The organism is Lactobacillus sp. UMNPBX17 (genome assembly GCF_002553735.1).
In the GTDB taxonomy this organism is placed as follows: domain Bacteria; phylum Bacillota; class Bacilli; order Lactobacillales; family Lactobacillaceae; genus Lactobacillus; species Lactobacillus gallinarum.
The window spans coordinates 1-16243 of sequence record NZ_PCYT01000040.1; the positions used below are offsets into that span (position 1 = coordinate 1).

A 16243-nucleotide genomic window follows, 5' to 3' on the forward strand; every position below is an offset into this window, starting at 1 on the left:
ATTAGATAAAATCTATCAAACAGCGTAAGTGTTCAATTTATTATTGCAATTTACGTTTTTAATTTTTTCTTAAATTAAGTCTATTTTAAGCCAAAATAAAAGCGAGTTCAATTAATGAACTCGCTTCAGAGAATTATATCCGTAACTTATTAGACCTCTTGCTTAATCTAATAAATTAATCAATATGGATAGAATTGCTATCATCACCAGCATTTTGCTTTGGCAAGATGATAGTCAATACACCATTATCATACTTTGCATGGATCTCACTTGCAACTATATTTGGTAATCTATAGCTTCTTGAAATGCGACCTTCGCTTCTTTCTTTATGAATAATGTTCTTATCCTTGTCACTTGTATCCTTAAATGATTTTCTGCTGCCAGCAACTGTTAAAAGACCATCTTTGTAGTTAACGTTGATGTCCTCTTTGTTCATACCAGGCATATCGATCTTAACGGTATAGTCTTTGTCTGTTTCGGCAACATCTGATTGCATGATGTTTTCAATTTCAGTGTCATCAAAGAAGTTTCTTGGAAAACCAAACCAGTCGTTCATTGCATCCATCATATCATTGCGACGATTCATCATATCGTTTGCCATATTGAAAACTTCCTTTCAATTTTTATTTGCTCTTTAATTCGTAAGGACTCGTTTTTTTCCCTTACACTGATTATTGTAATCAGTTTCAAAATAAATTAAACTATTTAGCACTTGAAAGTATATAGTGCTAATTTATGAATAAAAACTTTAGTAAATCAACGTTTAACACTTGTGGATAACTTTTGTATAATTAAAAAGAAAAATGAATGAACGAATTGATAAGGTGTTAAATCATGGTATATTTTCAAAAAATGACGCCAGAAGGCTATAAACAAATTGAAGATGAAATTGCACGTTTAAAGAAAGATCGTCCTCGCAGAATAAAGATTTTACAAGCTGCGCGAGCTCTAGGCGATTTATCAGAAAATACTGAATATACAGAGGCTAAAAGGGACCTTGGACACTTGCAGAGTCGTCTGCGTTATTTAGGTAAGCAATTAAAGTACGCAGAAATTGTCGAAACTAAGGATGATGGCAAAGTAGATTTGGGTAAGACCGTAGTTCTTAAATTTGATGATGATGATGAAACAGAAGAATATAAGATCGTCGGACGGATGGAGGCGGATTTGGCCGATGGCAAAATCTCCTTTGATTCACCTTTAGGTCAAGCAATTATGAAGCAAGAGGCAGGTACCGTTGCCACAGTCGAAGCCCCAGCTGGAGAATATAAGGTGACTATTGTAGAAGTGAAGTAAGCGGACGCCCTATCTGTATTTAATAAACTGTATTTTTTTGGTATAATATTGATTTTGTAGGATACAATCCAGAGTAGGAGTGAAAATTTTGAATACGCCAGAATCGAGAGAGGGAAACGTTATCCGCTATGCAGTGTACCTGGTAGGGTATGTTATCGTCTTTGCAGTCGTTAAGCTAGTGACTAGGAAGACGCCATTGCATGTTTGGGATTTGATTTTGTTTTGCCTTGTTGCAGCAATGATTTTATTATTTTATGTTTATCGCTTTAATCGTGAACAACGTTTTTTTGCTCGAGATTTTAAATTACCATGGCTAGGCAGTTTTTCTACGGTGATGTTGCTTACTTTGGCAATCACGGCTACTCGAATTCTTATATCGTATTTACAAGCATATGAAAAGATTCCACATTATGACTTTCAATTGATTTATTTAAAAAATGAATCAGTTGACATATTTTGGTTTTTGATCTTAGTACAAGGAATTATCTTACCAATTCTGCAAGAATTCCTTGCAACAGGATTTTTGTTTAATTATGCTTTTCGCAGAAGTACTACTCAAGTTGCAGTAACAGGAATTATTGTTTCAGGAATTATTTTTAGTTTGTTAAACTTTCAAAATTCACTTTTGTTGGTTGTGATTGAGATTATCTATGGCGGGCTATTTGCCTGGAGTTATCTTTATACACAAACGCTCTGGATGCCGATTTATTTGGCTATCATTAGTGGCGTTTTAACCGTTATCATGGCGTAAAAAATAAACGGATGAGAAAAAATCTCATCCGTTTTTTTGTACAAAAAAGCGGATAGCGTGAATCGAACCCGCATCTACAGCTTGGGAAGCTGTCGTTCTACCATTTAACTATACCCGCAATACTTCTTTATTCTATCATGCTTTTAATTAATAAACCAATTATTTTTGATGTGGCTCTTTTTGTACTTTTAGGTCAATATTGCTGCGATCAACCAAACTGGTAAAGTTTTGAAAAAGCCATCTACGCAGTTCGCCAGGTTCAATGATTAGTGGCATGCGGTTATGAATGGGAGCTATGTCTTTATTAGGAGCGGTAGTAACCATAGAAAAATTATTTTGATCATAAATTCCTGCAATTAATGTGATGGGATTAGCCGTTTTAAAGCAGTAGCGTTCATGATATTTTTTGCCATTAGCTCCTTGGTATGTAGTTTTAGCATATTCAAAAAAATCGCTACTTAAAATTAAACAGCGTTGTCTAGCAAAAGAACGATCCCACATAGAAGGCTTATTTTCATAAAAACGCTCTATTCTGGCGTTAAACATCGGCTTTTTGGAATCTACTGGACTAGGATAGCCCCAGTTTTTATTGACGAGCTGCAGTTTATTGTCTTGATAGAGCAAGACTGGCGCAGTTTGATTTGGAAAAATATCTTGTTGCTTTATTTCGATTTTTGGATCGGTTAATGGTAAAGCGAGGTCTTCAGTCAGATATTTTTTTATTTGCATTAAATCGGGTATCCGAAAGTGATTACACATGTCTTGTTTCCTTTCATTGGTGATAGTTTAATCATAGCTTAAATTTTGTTAAAATTAGGTCATTAACATAAGAAATAAAATAAAAAAGCAAAGAGTATAAAATAAAATTAGAAAAGAGTAGAAGTTATGGCAAAAGAAATTTTATTAACCGGTGATCGTCCAACTGGCAAACTTCACATTGGTCACTATATTGGCTCACTTAAAAATAGAGTAAAATTGCAAAATTCTGGCAAGTACGATCCTTATATCATGATTGCTGATACTCAAGCGTTGACAGATAATGCTCGTAACCCAGAAAAGATTCGTAACAGTTTAATTCAAGTAGCATTAGACTACTTAGCTGTAGGCATTGATCCAAGTAAATCAACAATTTATGTTCAATCACAAATTCCAGCTTTGTTTGAATTAACTTCTTACTACATGGACTTAGTAACTGTAGCACGTCTTGAAAGAAACCCAACTGTTAAGACTGAAATTAAGCAAAAGGATTTCAAAGATTCAATCCCAGTTGGCTTCTTAAATTACCCAGTTTCTCAAGCTGCAGATATTACTGCTTTTAAGGCTACTATCGTTCCTGTTGGGGATGACCAAGAACCAATGCTTGAACAAACTCGTGAGATTGTAAGAACCTTTAACCGTGTTTACAACACTGATATTTTGGTTGAACCAAAGGGCTACTTCCCACCAAAGGGTTCTGGTCGTCTTCCAGGTCTTGATGGTAATGCTAAGATGTCTAAATCACTTGGTAACTGCATTTATTTGTCAGATGATGCTAAGACAGTTCAAAAGAAAGTTATGTCAATGTACACCGATCCAAATCATATTCACGTTGAAGATCCAGGTAAGGTTGAAGGCAACACTGTCTTTACTTACCTTGATGTCTTTGATCCAGATAAGGATAAGGTAGCAGAACTTAAGGCAGAATACCAAAAAGGCGGGTTAGGCGATGTTAAAATTAAACGTTACTTAAACAAAATACTTGAAGCAGAACTTGCACCTATTCGTGAACGCCGTGAAAAGTACGCTCAAGATGAGGATGCAATTTATGAAATGCTTTTAGAAGGTTCAAAGAAGGCAAATACAGTAGCTAATGAAACCTTAGAACAAGTTCGTGATGCTATTGGTTTGAACTACTTTAAGAATAGATAAGAATAAGCAGAGGTAAGTTCATGCACGATCGAATTCCTTGGAAACAATATTTCATGATGCAGGCACTAGTGATAGCTCAGCGCTCCACCTGCAACAGAGCTCTAGTTGGTAGTGTTTTGGTTAAAGATAATCGTATTATTGGCACGGGGTATAATGGATCGGTATCCGGACAACCACATTGTGATGAGGTAGGTCATCAAATGGTAGATGGGCACTGTGTTCGAACTATTCATTCCGAAATGAACGCGATCATCCAATGTGCTAAATTTGGCGTATCAACTGATGATACGGAAATATATGTGACTCATTTCCCTTGTTATAATTGCTGCAAGTCTTTGCTTCAAGCCGGTGTAAAGAAAATCAATTATTACTTTGATTATCGTGATAATCCGTTAGCAATGCAGTTGCTTCATGATTGCGGGGTACCATATGAGCAAATTAAAATCGATCGGAAATATGTGGAAAGCTTGGCTCATAAACTTGAAGAAGATGAAAACTAGATTTATTTGGTTATTTGGCCTGTTAGCCGTCTTTATGACGATGACAGGATTTGTGCAACCTAATATTGAAGATCATGTCCATATTTTAGACAAAGAGACTAAGACTTTAATTAAAGAAAAGAATAATCGTTATTTGCAGACTAAAGAGCAACCGCAAATAGCAGTAATTACAGTAAAGAAACTCAAGAATTTAACACCAAAGGCGTTAAATCATTCTAAACGTACTGTTTTTATTGTGATAGGTCAAAAAGAAAAGAAGCGCGATGTGCAAATCTTTTCAAGCAAAGACTTACATGGAGCTTTTACTGCTGATACGAGATCGAATATTCTTCGCGCTGAAGTAGATCAACTTCGCAGCCATAATAATGCTACTTTTAACAAAGGTTTGCGGTTTGTTTTTCGGGCCTGTGCAACTAAAGTAGATCAACAATATCAGTATGCTCTTGATAAATATGATTTATCGCAAAGTGAACAGGATAAAATTTCCCATCCCCATCGAGTAGCACTGCCGATTGCATTAGCTTTAGCATTCTTAATTATGGGAATAATATATATGCTTAGAAGATTCGGGCATCATAGCTCCAATTTGCACAAATAGGCAACTTGACTTATTTGAATTAAGTCCTTAAACTTTTTGTAGACATAGTAAGTGAAACTGTTAGGTGAGACTCCTACGTGAACACACGCTATCGCCCAGAAACATCCAGAGATGCCAACGGGTTAAATAGGTGTCGTCGACTTAAGGCGAGATCCAGATAGCTAGCATGTGCTTACGTCACGTAGTGTTAAAACTGAACGACGAGTATGACAAAAGCCTTGTTTGGCGTGCAAGTCACCTGCAGAAATAGCAGGTGACTTTTTTGTTTGCTTGTCTATTGAATGAGAGGAATTGAAGAATGTTAAAACCAGCGAGCAAAAAACATTCAAATGTTGATATTCAACGAATTCAACGAATTGCACGTGAATCACGCAGCGAAACGCTAGCAAGATTGCAAGCGAGTGCCGAAGGCCTTTCAACTAAAAAAGCTGATGAAAATAGAAAAGAATATGGCAAAAATGAAATAAGAACTAACACTAACGCTTCTAAATGGAGATTGTTGGGTGAATCCTTGGCGACACCGTTTACTGTAGTGTTGATTATATTGACTTTACTTACTACATTTACTAGTTACATTGTTCCTCACGGTAATAGCGATATTGAAACTGTAATTGTGATGCTACTGATGCTTCTTATTTCGGTAGTGGCGAATTTTATTCAAAAAATACGGATCGCTAAGGTAACTGAAAAATTGCTGAATATGGTGTCAGTTACTACCAATATTCGTCGTGATGGTAAAAATATGGAGCTACCAACTGAGGATGTGGTAGTTGGGGACGTGATCAATCTATCGGCAGGTGATATGATTCCAGCTGATATGAAGCTGCTGACTAGCAAAGATTTATTCTGTTCTTCTAGTTATCTTGATGGTGATTCTGAACCAACTGAAAAAGTAGCTAATGTGACTCTAAAGCCGAGTATGTTAGCTGATTATCTCGATTATCCTAATATTTTATATGAGGGAACTACTATTGTTTCTGGTTCTGGCAGTGGCATTGTGTTCGCGGTAGGAAATAACACTGTTTTTGGTAAAAAGGTCCAGAAGATTTCACGCAAAAAAGTTAAGACGACTCTTTTTGATCGGGAAATGAAGCAACTTGCTAGAATCTTGATAATCGCTACAGCTATCTTATTGCCGCTATTATTCATAATTAATGGCGTAACCAAAGGCGATTGGGGAGAAAGCTTAATATTTGCTCTAGCTGCAGCAGTTAGCCTTACTCCTGAAGTTTTACCAATTATTGTTAATAGCAATCTGACTAAAGGCGCTCTTGAAATGTCTAAGCAAGGCGTAGTAGTTAAGCAGATGAATGCTATTCAAAATTTGGGTTCAACCGATGTTTTTTGTATCGATAAAACAGGTACTCTTACTCAAAATCAAGTGGTGCTAGAGCGACACTATGATTTAGAAATGGAAGAAACGCCGCGCATCTTGAAATTCTCATACTTAAATGCTTATTATCAAACCGGGATGAAGGATTTGATTGATAAAGCAGTAATCGATGCGGCTGGTGATGAATTAGATGTAAACGAGATCCAACGTGATTACAATAAAATAGATGAAATTCCTTTTGACTATAGCAGAAAAAGAATGAGCGTTGTGGTGGTTGATAACGATGAACACCATGGACAACACTTATTAGTAACTAAAGGCGCTGCGGAAGGGATGCTAGATATTTCTAACCAAGTTGAAGTAAATGGCAAAACCGAGAAATTGACTTACGCTTGGCGTGAAAGAATCTTAAACCAAATTAATGAATTAAATGATGACGGTTTGCGTGTTCTATTAGTTGGTTATAAATTGAATCCAGCTCCAGTAGGAGAATTTTCGGCTAAAGATGAAAATGATTTAACCATTATTGGCTGTCTAGCATATCTTGATCCACCTAAGGAAAGTACTAAAGAGGCTTTGCAAGATCTAAAGAATGATAATGTAAATGTTAAGATCTTTACCGGCGATAATGAGGCAGTTACAAGAGCGATTGCTCTGCAAGTTGGTTTGAACGTGGATACGGTTTACGATGGTGAACAAATTGAAACAGCAACCACGGAAGAACTAGCAGAAATTGTTGAAAAGTGTAATATCTTTGTTCATTTAACTCCTGAATTGCGCGTTAAGATTATTCAAGCGTTAAAGAAAAATGGACATACAGTAGGCTACATGGGCGATGGCAATAAGGATGCTTTGGCAATGAAAGTTTCCGACGTCACTGTTACTTCTAATAATTCTGTCGATATTATTAAGGAGTCTGCTGATATTGTATTTGAACAAAAGGATCTCCAGTTGCTTGAGCAAATGATTATTACGGGGCGTAAAGTCTTTTCAAATACAATGAAATACATTAAGACGTTTTTGGTAACCAACTTTGGCAGTATTATTGCAATGGTCATTGCTTCACTTACTTTGCCATTTTTACCGTTATTGCCTTTGCAGCTACTTATTTTGAACTTGATTTATAGTCTTAGCTGTTTAGTGATTCCATTTGATAGTGTATCTAGAAACTATGTGAAGAAACCGCAGAAATGGTCAATTAATAAATGGCCTAAGTTCGTACTTAACTTTGGACCGATTCCCGCAATAATCGATTTGATTACTATGGCATTAATGTTTTATGTGATCTGTCCGTACTTGGTAGGAACTGATTTTCATCATTGGGTATTTCAATCGCTGTTTTATTCAGGCTTATTTGTGGAATCCTTGTGGACAAGAGAAATGGTTATCCATGTCTTGCGCGATGAACGTTTCCCATTCATTAAGCAACGTGCCACTCCAGTTGTGATCTTGGTAACTTTTGGCTTGGCTCTTTGGGGCAGCGTCTTGCCATCTTCTAATGTGGCAGCTAGTTTGGGATTAACGCAATTGCCAATCAGCTTTATTTTGGTAGTTGTTGCATTAGAAATAATATATGTTTTATTAACTACGGCAATTAAGCAATTATATTTAAAAAAAGAAAAATTTTAGAGAAAAGGAATTGGTGTTTTAGCCCAATTCCTTTTTTTGCATGTTATTATAGAATAGATATTTTAGACGAATAAAGGAGTATGACTAATTAATGGCTGATAAAGATACTTTTTACATTACAACCCCAATTTACTATCCATCTGGTAGATTAACTATTGGTAATGCTTATACTACAATTGCCGCAGATACTATGGCTCGCTACAAGCGTAGCCAAGGCTATGACACTTTCTTTTTAACTGGTACTGATGAACATGGCTTGAAGATTGAACAAAAGGCCGAAGCTCAAGGAATTAAGCCTCAAGAATTCGTTGATAAGATGGCTGCTTCATATAAGAAGTTATGGAAGAGTCTTGATATTTCTTACGATAAATTCATCAGAACTACTGACGAAGAACACGTTAAGGCTGTCCAAAAGATTTTTGAAAAACTTTTAAAGAAGGGCGACATTTACTTAGGCGAATACACTGGTTGGTACTCAGTTGAAGACGAAGAATACTTCACTGAATCACAACTTGCCGAAGTTTATAAGGATGACAACGGTAATGTGATTGGTGGTAAGGCACCTAGTGGTCACGAAGTACGTTTGGTTAAGGAACCTTCATACTTCTTCAAGATGAGCAAGTACGCTGACAGATTGGTTGAATACTACAAGGAACATCCTGAATTTATTTTGCCTCATTCTCGTGAAAAGGAAATGCTTAATAACTTCATTAAGCCAGGCCTTGAAGATCTTTCAGTTACTCGTACCACTGTTAACTGGGGAATTCCTGTCCCAAGCGATCCCAAGCACGTAGTTTATGTTTGGATTGACGCACTTTCTAATTATATTACTGCTTTAGGTTATGGCTCAGACAATGACGAATTGTTTAAGAAATATTGGCCAGCAGATGTTCACTTGGTAGGTAAGGAAATTGTACGTTTCCACACTATCTATTGGCCAATTATGTTGATGGCACTTGATTTGCCACTTCCAAAGCACATTATTGGTCACGGCTGGGTATTGATGAAGAACGGTAAGATGTCTAAGTCTAAGGGTAATGCAGTTTACCCAGAATCACTTACTAGTCGTTATGGTGTTGATCCACTTCGTTACTACTTGATGCGTGCACTTCCATTTGGTGCAGATGGTATTTTCACTCCTGAAGACTTTATCGAAAGAATTAACTATGATTTAGCTAATGACCTTGGTAACTTGCTTAACCGTACAGTTTCAATGATTAATCAATACCAAGATGGTCAAGTTGCACCCGTTCCTGTTGCTCAAGACAAGTTTGGTAAGGATTTACAAGATACAGCTGCTAGTGTGATTGCAGACTACCGTCAACAAATGGATTCACTTCATTTCTCACAAGCTTTAGACAGCATCTGGAAGTTAGTAGCACGCGCTAACAAGTACATCGATGAAACTACTCCTTGGGTATTGAACAAGGAGGGCAAGAAAGATGAATTGTCTCATGTAATGAGTAATTTAGCTGAAAGCTTGCGTTTGATTGCCATTATGATTTATCCAGTAATGACTGAAACTGCACCAAAGATGTTTGAACAACTTGGCTTGAACTGGGATGATGAAGATCAAGAGAATTTAGCCTTTAATGATTTTGGTTGGAATACCAAGGTAATTGAAAAGCCAAAGCCAATCTTCCCAAGACTTAAAGCTGAAGAAGAAGTTAAGTACATCAAGGACGAAATGGCAAAGGCTAAGCCAAAGAAGACTACTAGAAGTGAACAAAAGAAGGGTAATGAAATTACCATTGATGATTTTGACAAGGTAAAGATCCAAGTTGGTCAAATCTTGTCAGTAGAACCAGTTAAGGGCTCAAATAAATTACTCATGTTCAAGCTTGACTTTGGCGATGGTAAAGAACGTCAAATTTTGAGTGGTATTCGCAAGTTTTACCCAGATGCAAGTGAACTTCTTGATAAGAAGGTTTTAGCTGTTACTAACTTGAAGCCACGTAAGATGTTGGGTCACCTTAGCGAAGGTATGCTTTTATCTAGTGAAAAAGATGGTCAAGTTAAATTAGCACTTGTTGGTGATGAACATCCAGTTGGAGCTGAATTAGGCTAATGGAAATTATTGATAACCATACGCACTTAAATGATGAGCCCTTTAGAGGAAAGGAACAGTACTATCTTGAACGTGCCAAAAGTTTGGGTGTAACCAAAGCTATTTGTGCGGGACAAGATCCTGACTTTAATGAACGAGCTGTTGATTTGGCAGAAAAGTTTGATAATGTCTATGCGATGGTGGGATATTGTCCTGATGTGGCCAAAGATTATGATCAAAAAGCCGAAGATAAGCTGATTGAACAATTGAGAATGCCTAAAGTTGTCGCAATGGGTGAGATCGGTCTTGATTACTATTGGGATGAATCGCCTAGGGATGTACAACGTGAGGTTTTTGCTCGTCAAATCGAAGTGGCACATGATTTAAAAATGCCGGTCGATATTCATACTAGGGATGCATTTCCTGATTGCTACGATATTTTGAAAAATAGCAATTTAGAATATGGTGCCATTTTGCATAGCTTTAATGGTGGGATTGACTGGTTAAACAAGTTTTTAGATTTAAACGTTTACTTCTCATATTCAGGTGTAGTTTCTTTCACCAAGGCTACGGAAGTTCATGAAAGTGCTAAAGCAGCTCCGCTTGATCGAATCCTAGTTGAAACCGATGCACCATATTTAACACCTAAGCCATATCGTGGTCGTCAAAATGAGACTGGCTATGTGCGTTATGTTGCAGAGGCAATTGCCAAGTTAAAAGATATTCCACTTGAAAAAGTTGCAGAAGCTACTTATAAAAATACAGTGAGAGTTTATGGTCTTAAATAAAAAGAATTTTGATGCGGTAGTTGTCGTTGAGGGAAAAGACGATACTATTCGTTTAAAACAATTTTTCCCAGGAATTGAGACGGTAGAAACTAATGGTTCTGCTGTTTCAGATAGTGTTTTAGCTCAGTTGAAACAGCTCAGTAAAAATAGACAAATTATTGTTTTTACAGATCCTGACTTTAACGGTGAGCGAATTCGCCGAATTGTAACTAATGCTGTGCCTAATGCTAAGCAGGCTTTTATTACACGTAAAGAAGGTGAACCCCATAAAAAGGGGAGTCTTGGAGTAGAGCATGCTTCAAAAGAAGCACTTGAAAAGGCATTAAGCGATTTACATGAAGTTAGTCCACAAGCAAGTGATTTAACTGAAAGCGAATATCGTAAATTAGGTTTAGCAGGCGGCGCAGGCTCTCGTAAGTTGCGGGAACAAGTTGGCATTAAGCTTAGAGTTGGATATGGTAATTCTAAGCAATTCTATAATCGTTTGCATACCTTTGGTGTTTCACTTGATGAGTTAAAAAATGCGGTAGAAGAGGCGAAAAATGACAAATAATATTCCAATTGGTTCTCCCGTTAGAACACAAGCAATTATTAACCGCTATTTTGTAAAAGCTAAGAAAAACTTGGGTCAAAACTTCTTAATCGACCAAAATGCAATTTTGGGTATTGTTGAAGCTGCAGATATTCATGCGGGTGATCAAGTAATTGAAATTGGTCCTGGTATTGGTTCTTTAACCGAGCAACTTCTACTGGCAGGTGCAAAAGTTTTTGCCTATGAAGTAGACGATAGTTTGCCAGATATTTTGCAAAATGAGCTGCCTAAAAAAATTGGTGATGCTCCTTTAGAAGATCGCTTTAAGTTAATGCTTAAAGATGTGCTTAAGGCTGATTTTAAAGAAGATCTTGCTGGCTTTTTTGACATGAACAAGCCAATCAAGGTAGTTGCTAATTTGCCATATTACATTACTACTCCAATTATTTTTGCTTTAGCTGAGTCAGATTTGCATTTTGCTAGTTTAACTTTAATGATGCAAAAAGAAGTGGCCGAAAGGCTAGAGGCTAAGCCGGGCAGTAAAGAATACGGTCCGTTAACTATTTCTGTTCAAACTGAAATGGATGTCAAAGTGGCATTAGAAGTTAACCATGAATCATTCATGCCGCGTCCTAAGGTCGATTCGAGTGTAGTTGTTTTAACTCCATTGAAGAATAAACCCGAAATTGAGAATCGCAAGCACTTTGTTTGGGTAGTCAAAATGTGCTTTTCACAACGTAGAAAGACACTGAATAACAATTTGAAAACGTTGATTCCAGACACTGAAAAGCGTGAAGCCTTAATTAAAAAGCTTGGTGTAGATCCACGAGTTAGACCTGAAAATTTAACAATTGAACAATTTATTGAAATAGCTAGAAATATTCCCACTAAGTAGTGTATAATATTGATTTTACTGTTAAAATGTGATAAAATGTCACCAAAGGAGTTGTTGTTTAGTGCCAACATCGATTATCACAATAAAGCATAAGTTGGATTCTCACTTAGGTGATACCTTAACAGTAGTAGCTCAAGCGGGTCGTAAGAAAGTTACTAAGAGACGGGGAATTCTAAGAGAAACATTCCCTGCAGTGTTTGTGGTCGATTTAGACCAACATCAAAATAATTTTAAACATGTTTCTTACAGTTACACTGATTTATTAACTAAGAATATTGCATTAAAGTTTGATGATGAGGCTGAGGAAGCTGAAGCTTAAACACAATTCAGAATTGTCACTAGCATTAAAAAATGTTAGTGCTTTTTTTTGCTCTTTAGAGTATATTTATTAAGTATAAAGCCAAACATTAGAAAGGAAATATCATGAAACGTTCAGAAAGATTAGTTGATATGACCAAGTATTTAATGGAGCGTCCCCATACTCTAATTGCGTTACCATTCTTTGCTAAGCGATACGGTGCAGCTAAATCCTCAATTTCAGAAGATTTAGCCATTTTGAAACACACACTAGCTAATAATCAAGATGGTATTTTGGAAACTGTAGCAGGAGCAGCTGGTGGGGTACGCTATATTCCATTTTTAGGTAAAAATCATGCGGAAGATTATTTATCTGATTTAGCATCAAGAATTGAAGACCCAAGTCGAATTTTAGCCGGCGGTTTTGTTTATTTATCAGATATATTGGGTGATACGCAAGATTTGCGTAGAATTGGTGAATTGGTTGCCACTCGCTACGCTTATGATGAGATAGATGCCGTAATGACGGTCGAAACTAAAGGAATCGCTTTAGCACAAGCTGTAGCTCGTTACTTGGATGTGCCATTTGTAACAGCTAGAAAACGTTCTAAGGTTACTGAAGGAGCAACGGTTTCTGTTAACTATATCTCATCTTCATTAGCCCGCGTTTCTAAAATGGAATTGCCAACTCGTGCTCTTAAAAAAGGTGCAAAAGTATTAATCGTGGACGACTTTATGAAAGGCGGCGGTACCTTAACTGGGATGGAAGAACTAGTTAAGGAATTTGAAGGCACGATTGCTGGTATTTGTGTTCTTTGTGAAGCTGATTTTGATAAAGAAAAATTAGTCAAAAACTACCTTTCATTAGTAAAAATTAGTAAAATCGATACGGCAAAGAAGCTCATCTTGGCAGAACCAGGAAACTTCTTAAATGAAACTGATTTTGATCGCTTTTAAATGCTATACTAGATCTAAGTTTTAATTATTAAGAGGTTAATTACTAATGGAAAAATATGTAGTTGTTCTTGCCGCAGGCAAGGGTACACGAATGAAGTCAAAGCTGTACAAGGTTTTACACAAAGTTTGTGGTAAAACCATGGTAGAGCACGTAGTTGATGCTGCTAGTGGAATTAATCCTACTGAGATCGTAACTATAGTAGGTACTGGTGCAGGTGAAGTCGAGAAGGTATTAGCAGACAAATCTAAGTTTGCTTTCCAAGAAAAGCAATTGGGTACCGGTGATGCAGTAATGACTGCTAAAGAAGCCTTAGGTGATAAGGAAGGCGCTACTTTAGTAGTTACAGGTGATACCCCATTATTTACTACTGATACTTTTAATGAATTATTCAAGTATCACGCAGAAAAGGGCAATGCCGCTACTGTTTTAACTGCAGAAGCTCCAAATCCATTTGGCTACGGCAGAATTATTCGTGATAATCAAGGCAATGTTTTACGAATTGTTGAACAAAAAGATGGTAATCCTGAAGAATTAAAAGTTAAGGAAATTAACACCGGTGTATTTTGCTTTGACAATCAAAAATTGTTTGAAGCTTTAAAGCATGTTGATAACGATAATGCTCAAGGTGAATACTACTTAACTGATGTGCTTGAAATCTTGCGCAACAATGGTGAACGCGTTGGTGCTTACAAGATGCCTGACTTTAGTGAAAGTCTTGGTGTAAATGATCGTGTTGCTTTAGCTCAAGCTACTAAGACCATGCAAAGAAGAATAAATGAAGCTCATATGCGTAACGGGGTTTCATTTGTTGATCCTGATACTGCTTATATTGATGCAGATGTAAAAATTGGTAACGATACTGTGATTGAAGGCAATGTAGTTATCAAGGGTAACACTGAAATTGGTAGCGATTGTTACATTACTAATGGATCAAGAATTATCGATTCTAAGATTGGTAATGGTGTAACTATTACTTCTTCAACTATCGAAGAAGCTGAAATGGATGACAACACTGATATCGGTCCTAACTCTCACCTTCGTCCTAAGGCAATTATTCGCAAGGGTGCTCATATTGGTAACTTTGTCGAAATTAAGAAGGCAGAAATTGGTGAAAACACTAAGGTGGGTCACTTAACTTATGTTGGGGATGCAACCTTGGGTAAAGATATTAACATTGGTTGTGGTACAATCTTCTCTAACTACGATGGTGTCAAGAAGCTCCATACTAATGTTGGTGATCATTCATTTATTGGTGCTGGCTCAACACTTATTGCTCCAATCAATGTTGCTGATCATGCCTTTATTGCTGCCGACTCAACTATTACTAAGGACGTAAACAAGTACGACATGGCGATTGCACGTGGGCGTCAAGTTAACAAGCCAGATTACTGGCACAAGCTTCCTCTTTCCAAAGATAAAGATTGGGAATAATTAATAAATAAAGAAGTAACCCTGGTCATTTGAACTAGGGCGCTTTTTTGCTAAGAAAGTATTAAGGCTATAGTATTTATTTGCAAAATTATATAAGAGCCCTACAATAGATTTACAAAGATGTTTTTAATGAGGTAGGTATATATTTATGAAGTTAAGTCATAAGTTAATGATGGTATCAGCAGCTGTTTTGATGGGCGTTAGCCCAGTTGTAGGTATGGCAAATAGTGCTTCTGTTCAAGCTGCACCAATTGCACATGCTAAGGGTGTTCATAATACTTATGGTAAGAATAGTCGCGTTAAGATGACTAAGACCATGAAGTTTGTAGACCGCTATGGTAAGAAGACATCAAAGACTGCAACTAAGGGTGGTCGCTACACTATTTGGAACGTTAAGACTATCAATGGTCAAGTTTACTACAGTATCCAAACTGATTTGAAGTACTGGATTCCTGCTGCTGCAACTGAAGGTACAGTAACTTACAAGTCTGGTAAGACTACTTATACTCTTAAGTCTAACGGCAAAAAAGTTGTAACTTCTACTTCAACTGCAAAATCAACTAAGAAAGCAGCTAAAAAGACTACTAAAAAGGTAGTTAAGAAAGCAACAAAGAAGACTGTTAAAAAGTCAGAATCTAAGAAAGACAGCAAGAAGACTACAACCAAAAAGTCCTCAGCTAAGAAAACAACTAAAAAGACTACTTCAAAGAAGTCTAGCAAGATTAAGGTAGTTAAGATTTCAATGAAGAAGAAAGCTTATGTTTATGACAACAATGGCAAGCGTGTTAAGAACTATTTAGGCACTAGTTACATTGGTAAAGATGTAACTGTAAAGGGCTTAGGTACTAAGACTATTAAGGGCACTAAATACTACGCTTTAAAGCCAAATCATTATTACGTTAAGGCTTCAGATGTTACTGTTAAGTAACAATGTGGAGTAAAAGATATCTTTTCCTTAAGAAAGGGTATCTTTTTTGTTTCTAAAATTGGCAAAATTTAGATTTGGATTTACAATATATAAATGAATTAGAATTTTAGTTTTAGATATGAGGTAAATTATCGATGAAATTAAGTCATAAGTTAATTATGGTATCAGCAGCTGCATTAATGAGTGTTAGTCCACTTTTAAATACTACACAAAACGTAAATGCTGCGACAGCTTCAACTAAGAAGACTACTACAAAGAAGACTTCAAGCAAGAAAACAACTACAAAGAAGTCTGCTTCTACTAAAAAGACCACTTCAACAAAGAAGTCAACTTCAAAGAAGACTACTAAAAA

At 36.6% G+C, this 16243-nt stretch carries 16 protein-coding genes, 1 tRNA gene, 1 pseudogene and 1 riboswitch; of the genes and pseudogenes, 15 read left to right on the top strand and 3 right to left on the bottom strand.

Features of this window, described 5'->3' with window-relative positions; translation table 11 throughout:
* Positions 1–175 precede the first annotated feature (175 nt).
* Complete coding sequence (locus tag CP368_RS06925; protein WP_025005709.1) at positions 176–601, bottom strand: Hsp20/alpha crystallin family protein; 426 nt, start codon at positions 599–601, stop codon at positions 176–178.
* Positions 602–834: 233 nt separating this feature from the next.
* Between CP368_RS06925 and greA the strand changes: the two genes are divergently transcribed.
* The gene (gene greA, locus CP368_RS06930) at positions 835–1296 is read left to right on the top strand and encodes a transcription elongation factor GreA (RefSeq protein ID WP_087235725.1); all 462 of its coding nucleotides are present in this window, start codon (positions 835–837) and stop codon (positions 1294–1296) included.
* 88 nt (positions 1297–1384) lie between these two features.
* Complete coding sequence (locus CP368_RS06935) at positions 1385–2047, top strand: CPBP family intramembrane glutamic endopeptidase (protein WP_098045896.1); 663 nt, start codon at positions 1385–1387, stop codon at positions 2045–2047.
* 47 nt (positions 2048–2094) lie between these two features.
* On the opposite strand, the gene CP368_RS06940 is transcribed toward CP368_RS06935, so the two are convergent.
* Together CP368_RS06940 and CP368_RS06945 are read right to left on the bottom strand one after the other, a co-directional pair.
* Positions 2095–2165: transfer RNA gene (locus tag CP368_RS06940), tRNA-Gly, on the bottom strand.
* 41 nt (positions 2166–2206) lie between these two features.
* Complete coding sequence (locus CP368_RS06945) at positions 2207–2806, bottom strand: SOS response-associated peptidase family protein (RefSeq protein WP_025005712.1); 600 nt, start codon at positions 2804–2806, stop codon at positions 2207–2209.
* A gap of 126 nt (positions 2807–2932) precedes the next feature.
* Between CP368_RS06945 and trpS the strand changes: the two genes are divergently transcribed.
* The 13 genes and pseudogenes from trpS to CP368_RS07010 all read left to right on the top strand — a co-directional run.
* Positions 2933–3955, top strand: coding sequence for a tryptophan--tRNA ligase (trpS, locus tag CP368_RS06950; protein ID WP_098044136.1), 1023 nt, complete (start codon positions 2933–2935; stop codon positions 3953–3955).
* Between the two features lie 20 nt (positions 3956–3975).
* Entirely contained in the window at positions 3976–4455 is a 480-nt protein-coding gene (locus CP368_RS06955) for a ComE operon protein 2 (RefSeq protein ID WP_014562935.1), read from the top strand.
* Entirely contained in the window at positions 4445–5053 is a 609-nt protein-coding gene (locus tag CP368_RS06960) for a TPM domain-containing protein (RefSeq protein WP_199161331.1), read from the top strand. The genes CP368_RS06955 and CP368_RS06960 overlap by 11 nt, the downstream gene beginning before the upstream one ends.
* A gap of 49 nt (positions 5054–5102) precedes the next feature.
* Positions 5103–5266, top strand: a riboswitch (M-box (ykoK) riboswitch).
* Positions 5267–5351: 85 nt separating this feature from the next.
* The gene (mgtA, locus tag CP368_RS06965; protein WP_098045898.1) at positions 5352–8015 is read left to right on the top strand and encodes a magnesium-translocating P-type ATPase; all 2664 of its coding nucleotides are present in this window, start codon (positions 5352–5354) and stop codon (positions 8013–8015) included.
* Between the two features lie 91 nt (positions 8016–8106).
* Positions 8107–10083 (top strand): methionine--tRNA ligase, encoded by a 1977-nt coding sequence (gene metG / locus CP368_RS06970; RefSeq protein ID WP_098045899.1) that lies wholly within the window; start codon positions 8107–8109, stop codon positions 10081–10083.
* Entirely contained in the window at positions 10083–10850 is a 768-nt protein-coding gene (locus CP368_RS06975) for a TatD family hydrolase (RefSeq protein ID WP_098045900.1), read from the top strand. The genes metG and CP368_RS06975 overlap by 1 nt, the downstream gene beginning before the upstream one ends.
* Positions 10837–11403, top strand: a complete 567-nt coding sequence (rnmV, locus tag CP368_RS06980) for a ribonuclease M5 (RefSeq protein WP_025005717.1) — start codon at positions 10837–10839, stop codon at positions 11401–11403. Before CP368_RS06975 ends, rnmV begins: the two co-directional genes overlap by 14 nt.
* A complete protein-coding gene (rsmA, locus tag CP368_RS06985) occupies positions 11393–12277 on the top strand; it encodes a 16S rRNA (adenine(1518)-N(6)/adenine(1519)-N(6))-dimethyltransferase RsmA (RefSeq protein WP_025005718.1) in 885 nt (294 codons plus the stop codon). The genes rnmV and rsmA overlap by 11 nt, the downstream gene beginning before the upstream one ends.
* A 61-nt stretch (positions 12278–12338) precedes the next feature.
* A complete protein-coding gene (locus tag CP368_RS06990; protein WP_003625575.1) occupies positions 12339–12596 on the top strand; it encodes a Veg family protein in 258 nt (85 codons plus the stop codon).
* 104 nt (positions 12597–12700) lie between these two features.
* On the top strand, positions 12701–13531 hold the full coding sequence (gene purR / locus CP368_RS06995) for a pur operon repressor (RefSeq protein WP_025005719.1): 831 nt from the start codon (positions 12701–12703) through the stop codon (positions 13529–13531).
* A 46-nt stretch (positions 13532–13577) separates the two neighbouring features.
* Positions 13578–14963: a bifunctional UDP-N-acetylglucosamine diphosphorylase/glucosamine-1-phosphate N-acetyltransferase GlmU gene (gene glmU, locus CP368_RS07000; RefSeq protein WP_098044139.1), complete on the top strand. Its 1386-nt coding sequence runs from the start codon at positions 13578–13580 to the stop codon at positions 14961–14963.
* Between the two features lie 148 nt (positions 14964–15111).
* Positions 15112–15891, top strand: a complete 780-nt coding sequence (locus tag CP368_RS07005; protein WP_098044140.1) for an SLAP domain-containing protein — start codon at positions 15112–15114, stop codon at positions 15889–15891.
* Positions 15892–16025: 134 nt separating this feature from the next.
* Positions 16026–16243 (top strand): annotated as a pseudogene (locus tag CP368_RS07010) (cell division protein); the annotation flags it as partial.

Bases quoted from the DNA above. Each gene is read 5' to 3' on its own strand.
- CP368_RS06945 (WP_025005712.1), bottom strand. From the start codon at position 2,806: ATGTGTAATCACTTTCGGATACCCGATTTAATGCAAATAAAAAAATAT.
- purR (WP_025005719.1), top strand. From the start codon at position 12,701: ATGAAACGTTCAGAAAGATTAGTTGATATGACCAAGTATTTAATGGAG.
- CP368_RS06960 (WP_199161331.1), top strand. From the start codon at position 4,445: ATGAAAACTAGATTTATTTGGTTATTTGGCCTGTTAGCCGTCTTTATG.
- trpS (WP_098044136.1), top strand. From the start codon at position 2,933: ATGGCAAAAGAAATTTTATTAACCGGTGATCGTCCAACTGGCAAACTT.
- mgtA (WP_098045898.1), top strand. From the start codon at position 5,352: ATGTTAAAACCAGCGAGCAAAAAACATTCAAATGTTGATATTCAACGA.
- metG (WP_098045899.1), top strand. From the start codon at position 8,107: ATGGCTGATAAAGATACTTTTTACATTACAACCCCAATTTACTATCCA.
- rnmV (WP_025005717.1), top strand. From the start codon at position 10,837: ATGGTCTTAAATAAAAAGAATTTTGATGCGGTAGTTGTCGTTGAGGGA.
- CP368_RS06975 (WP_098045900.1), top strand. From the start codon at position 10,083: ATGGAAATTATTGATAACCATACGCACTTAAATGATGAGCCCTTTAGA.
- rsmA (WP_025005718.1), top strand. From the start codon at position 11,393: ATGACAAATAATATTCCAATTGGTTCTCCCGTTAGAACACAAGCAATT.
- greA (WP_087235725.1), top strand. From the start codon at position 835: ATGGTATATTTTCAAAAAATGACGCCAGAAGGCTATAAACAAATTGAA.
- CP368_RS06955 (WP_014562935.1), top strand. From the start codon at position 3,976: ATGCACGATCGAATTCCTTGGAAACAATATTTCATGATGCAGGCACTA.
- CP368_RS06925 (WP_025005709.1), bottom strand. From the start codon at position 601: ATGGCAAACGATATGATGAATCGTCGCAATGATATGATGGATGCAATG.
- glmU (WP_098044139.1), top strand. From the start codon at position 13,578: ATGGAAAAATATGTAGTTGTTCTTGCCGCAGGCAAGGGTACACGAATG.
- CP368_RS07005 (WP_098044140.1), top strand. From the start codon at position 15,112: ATGAAGTTAAGTCATAAGTTAATGATGGTATCAGCAGCTGTTTTGATG.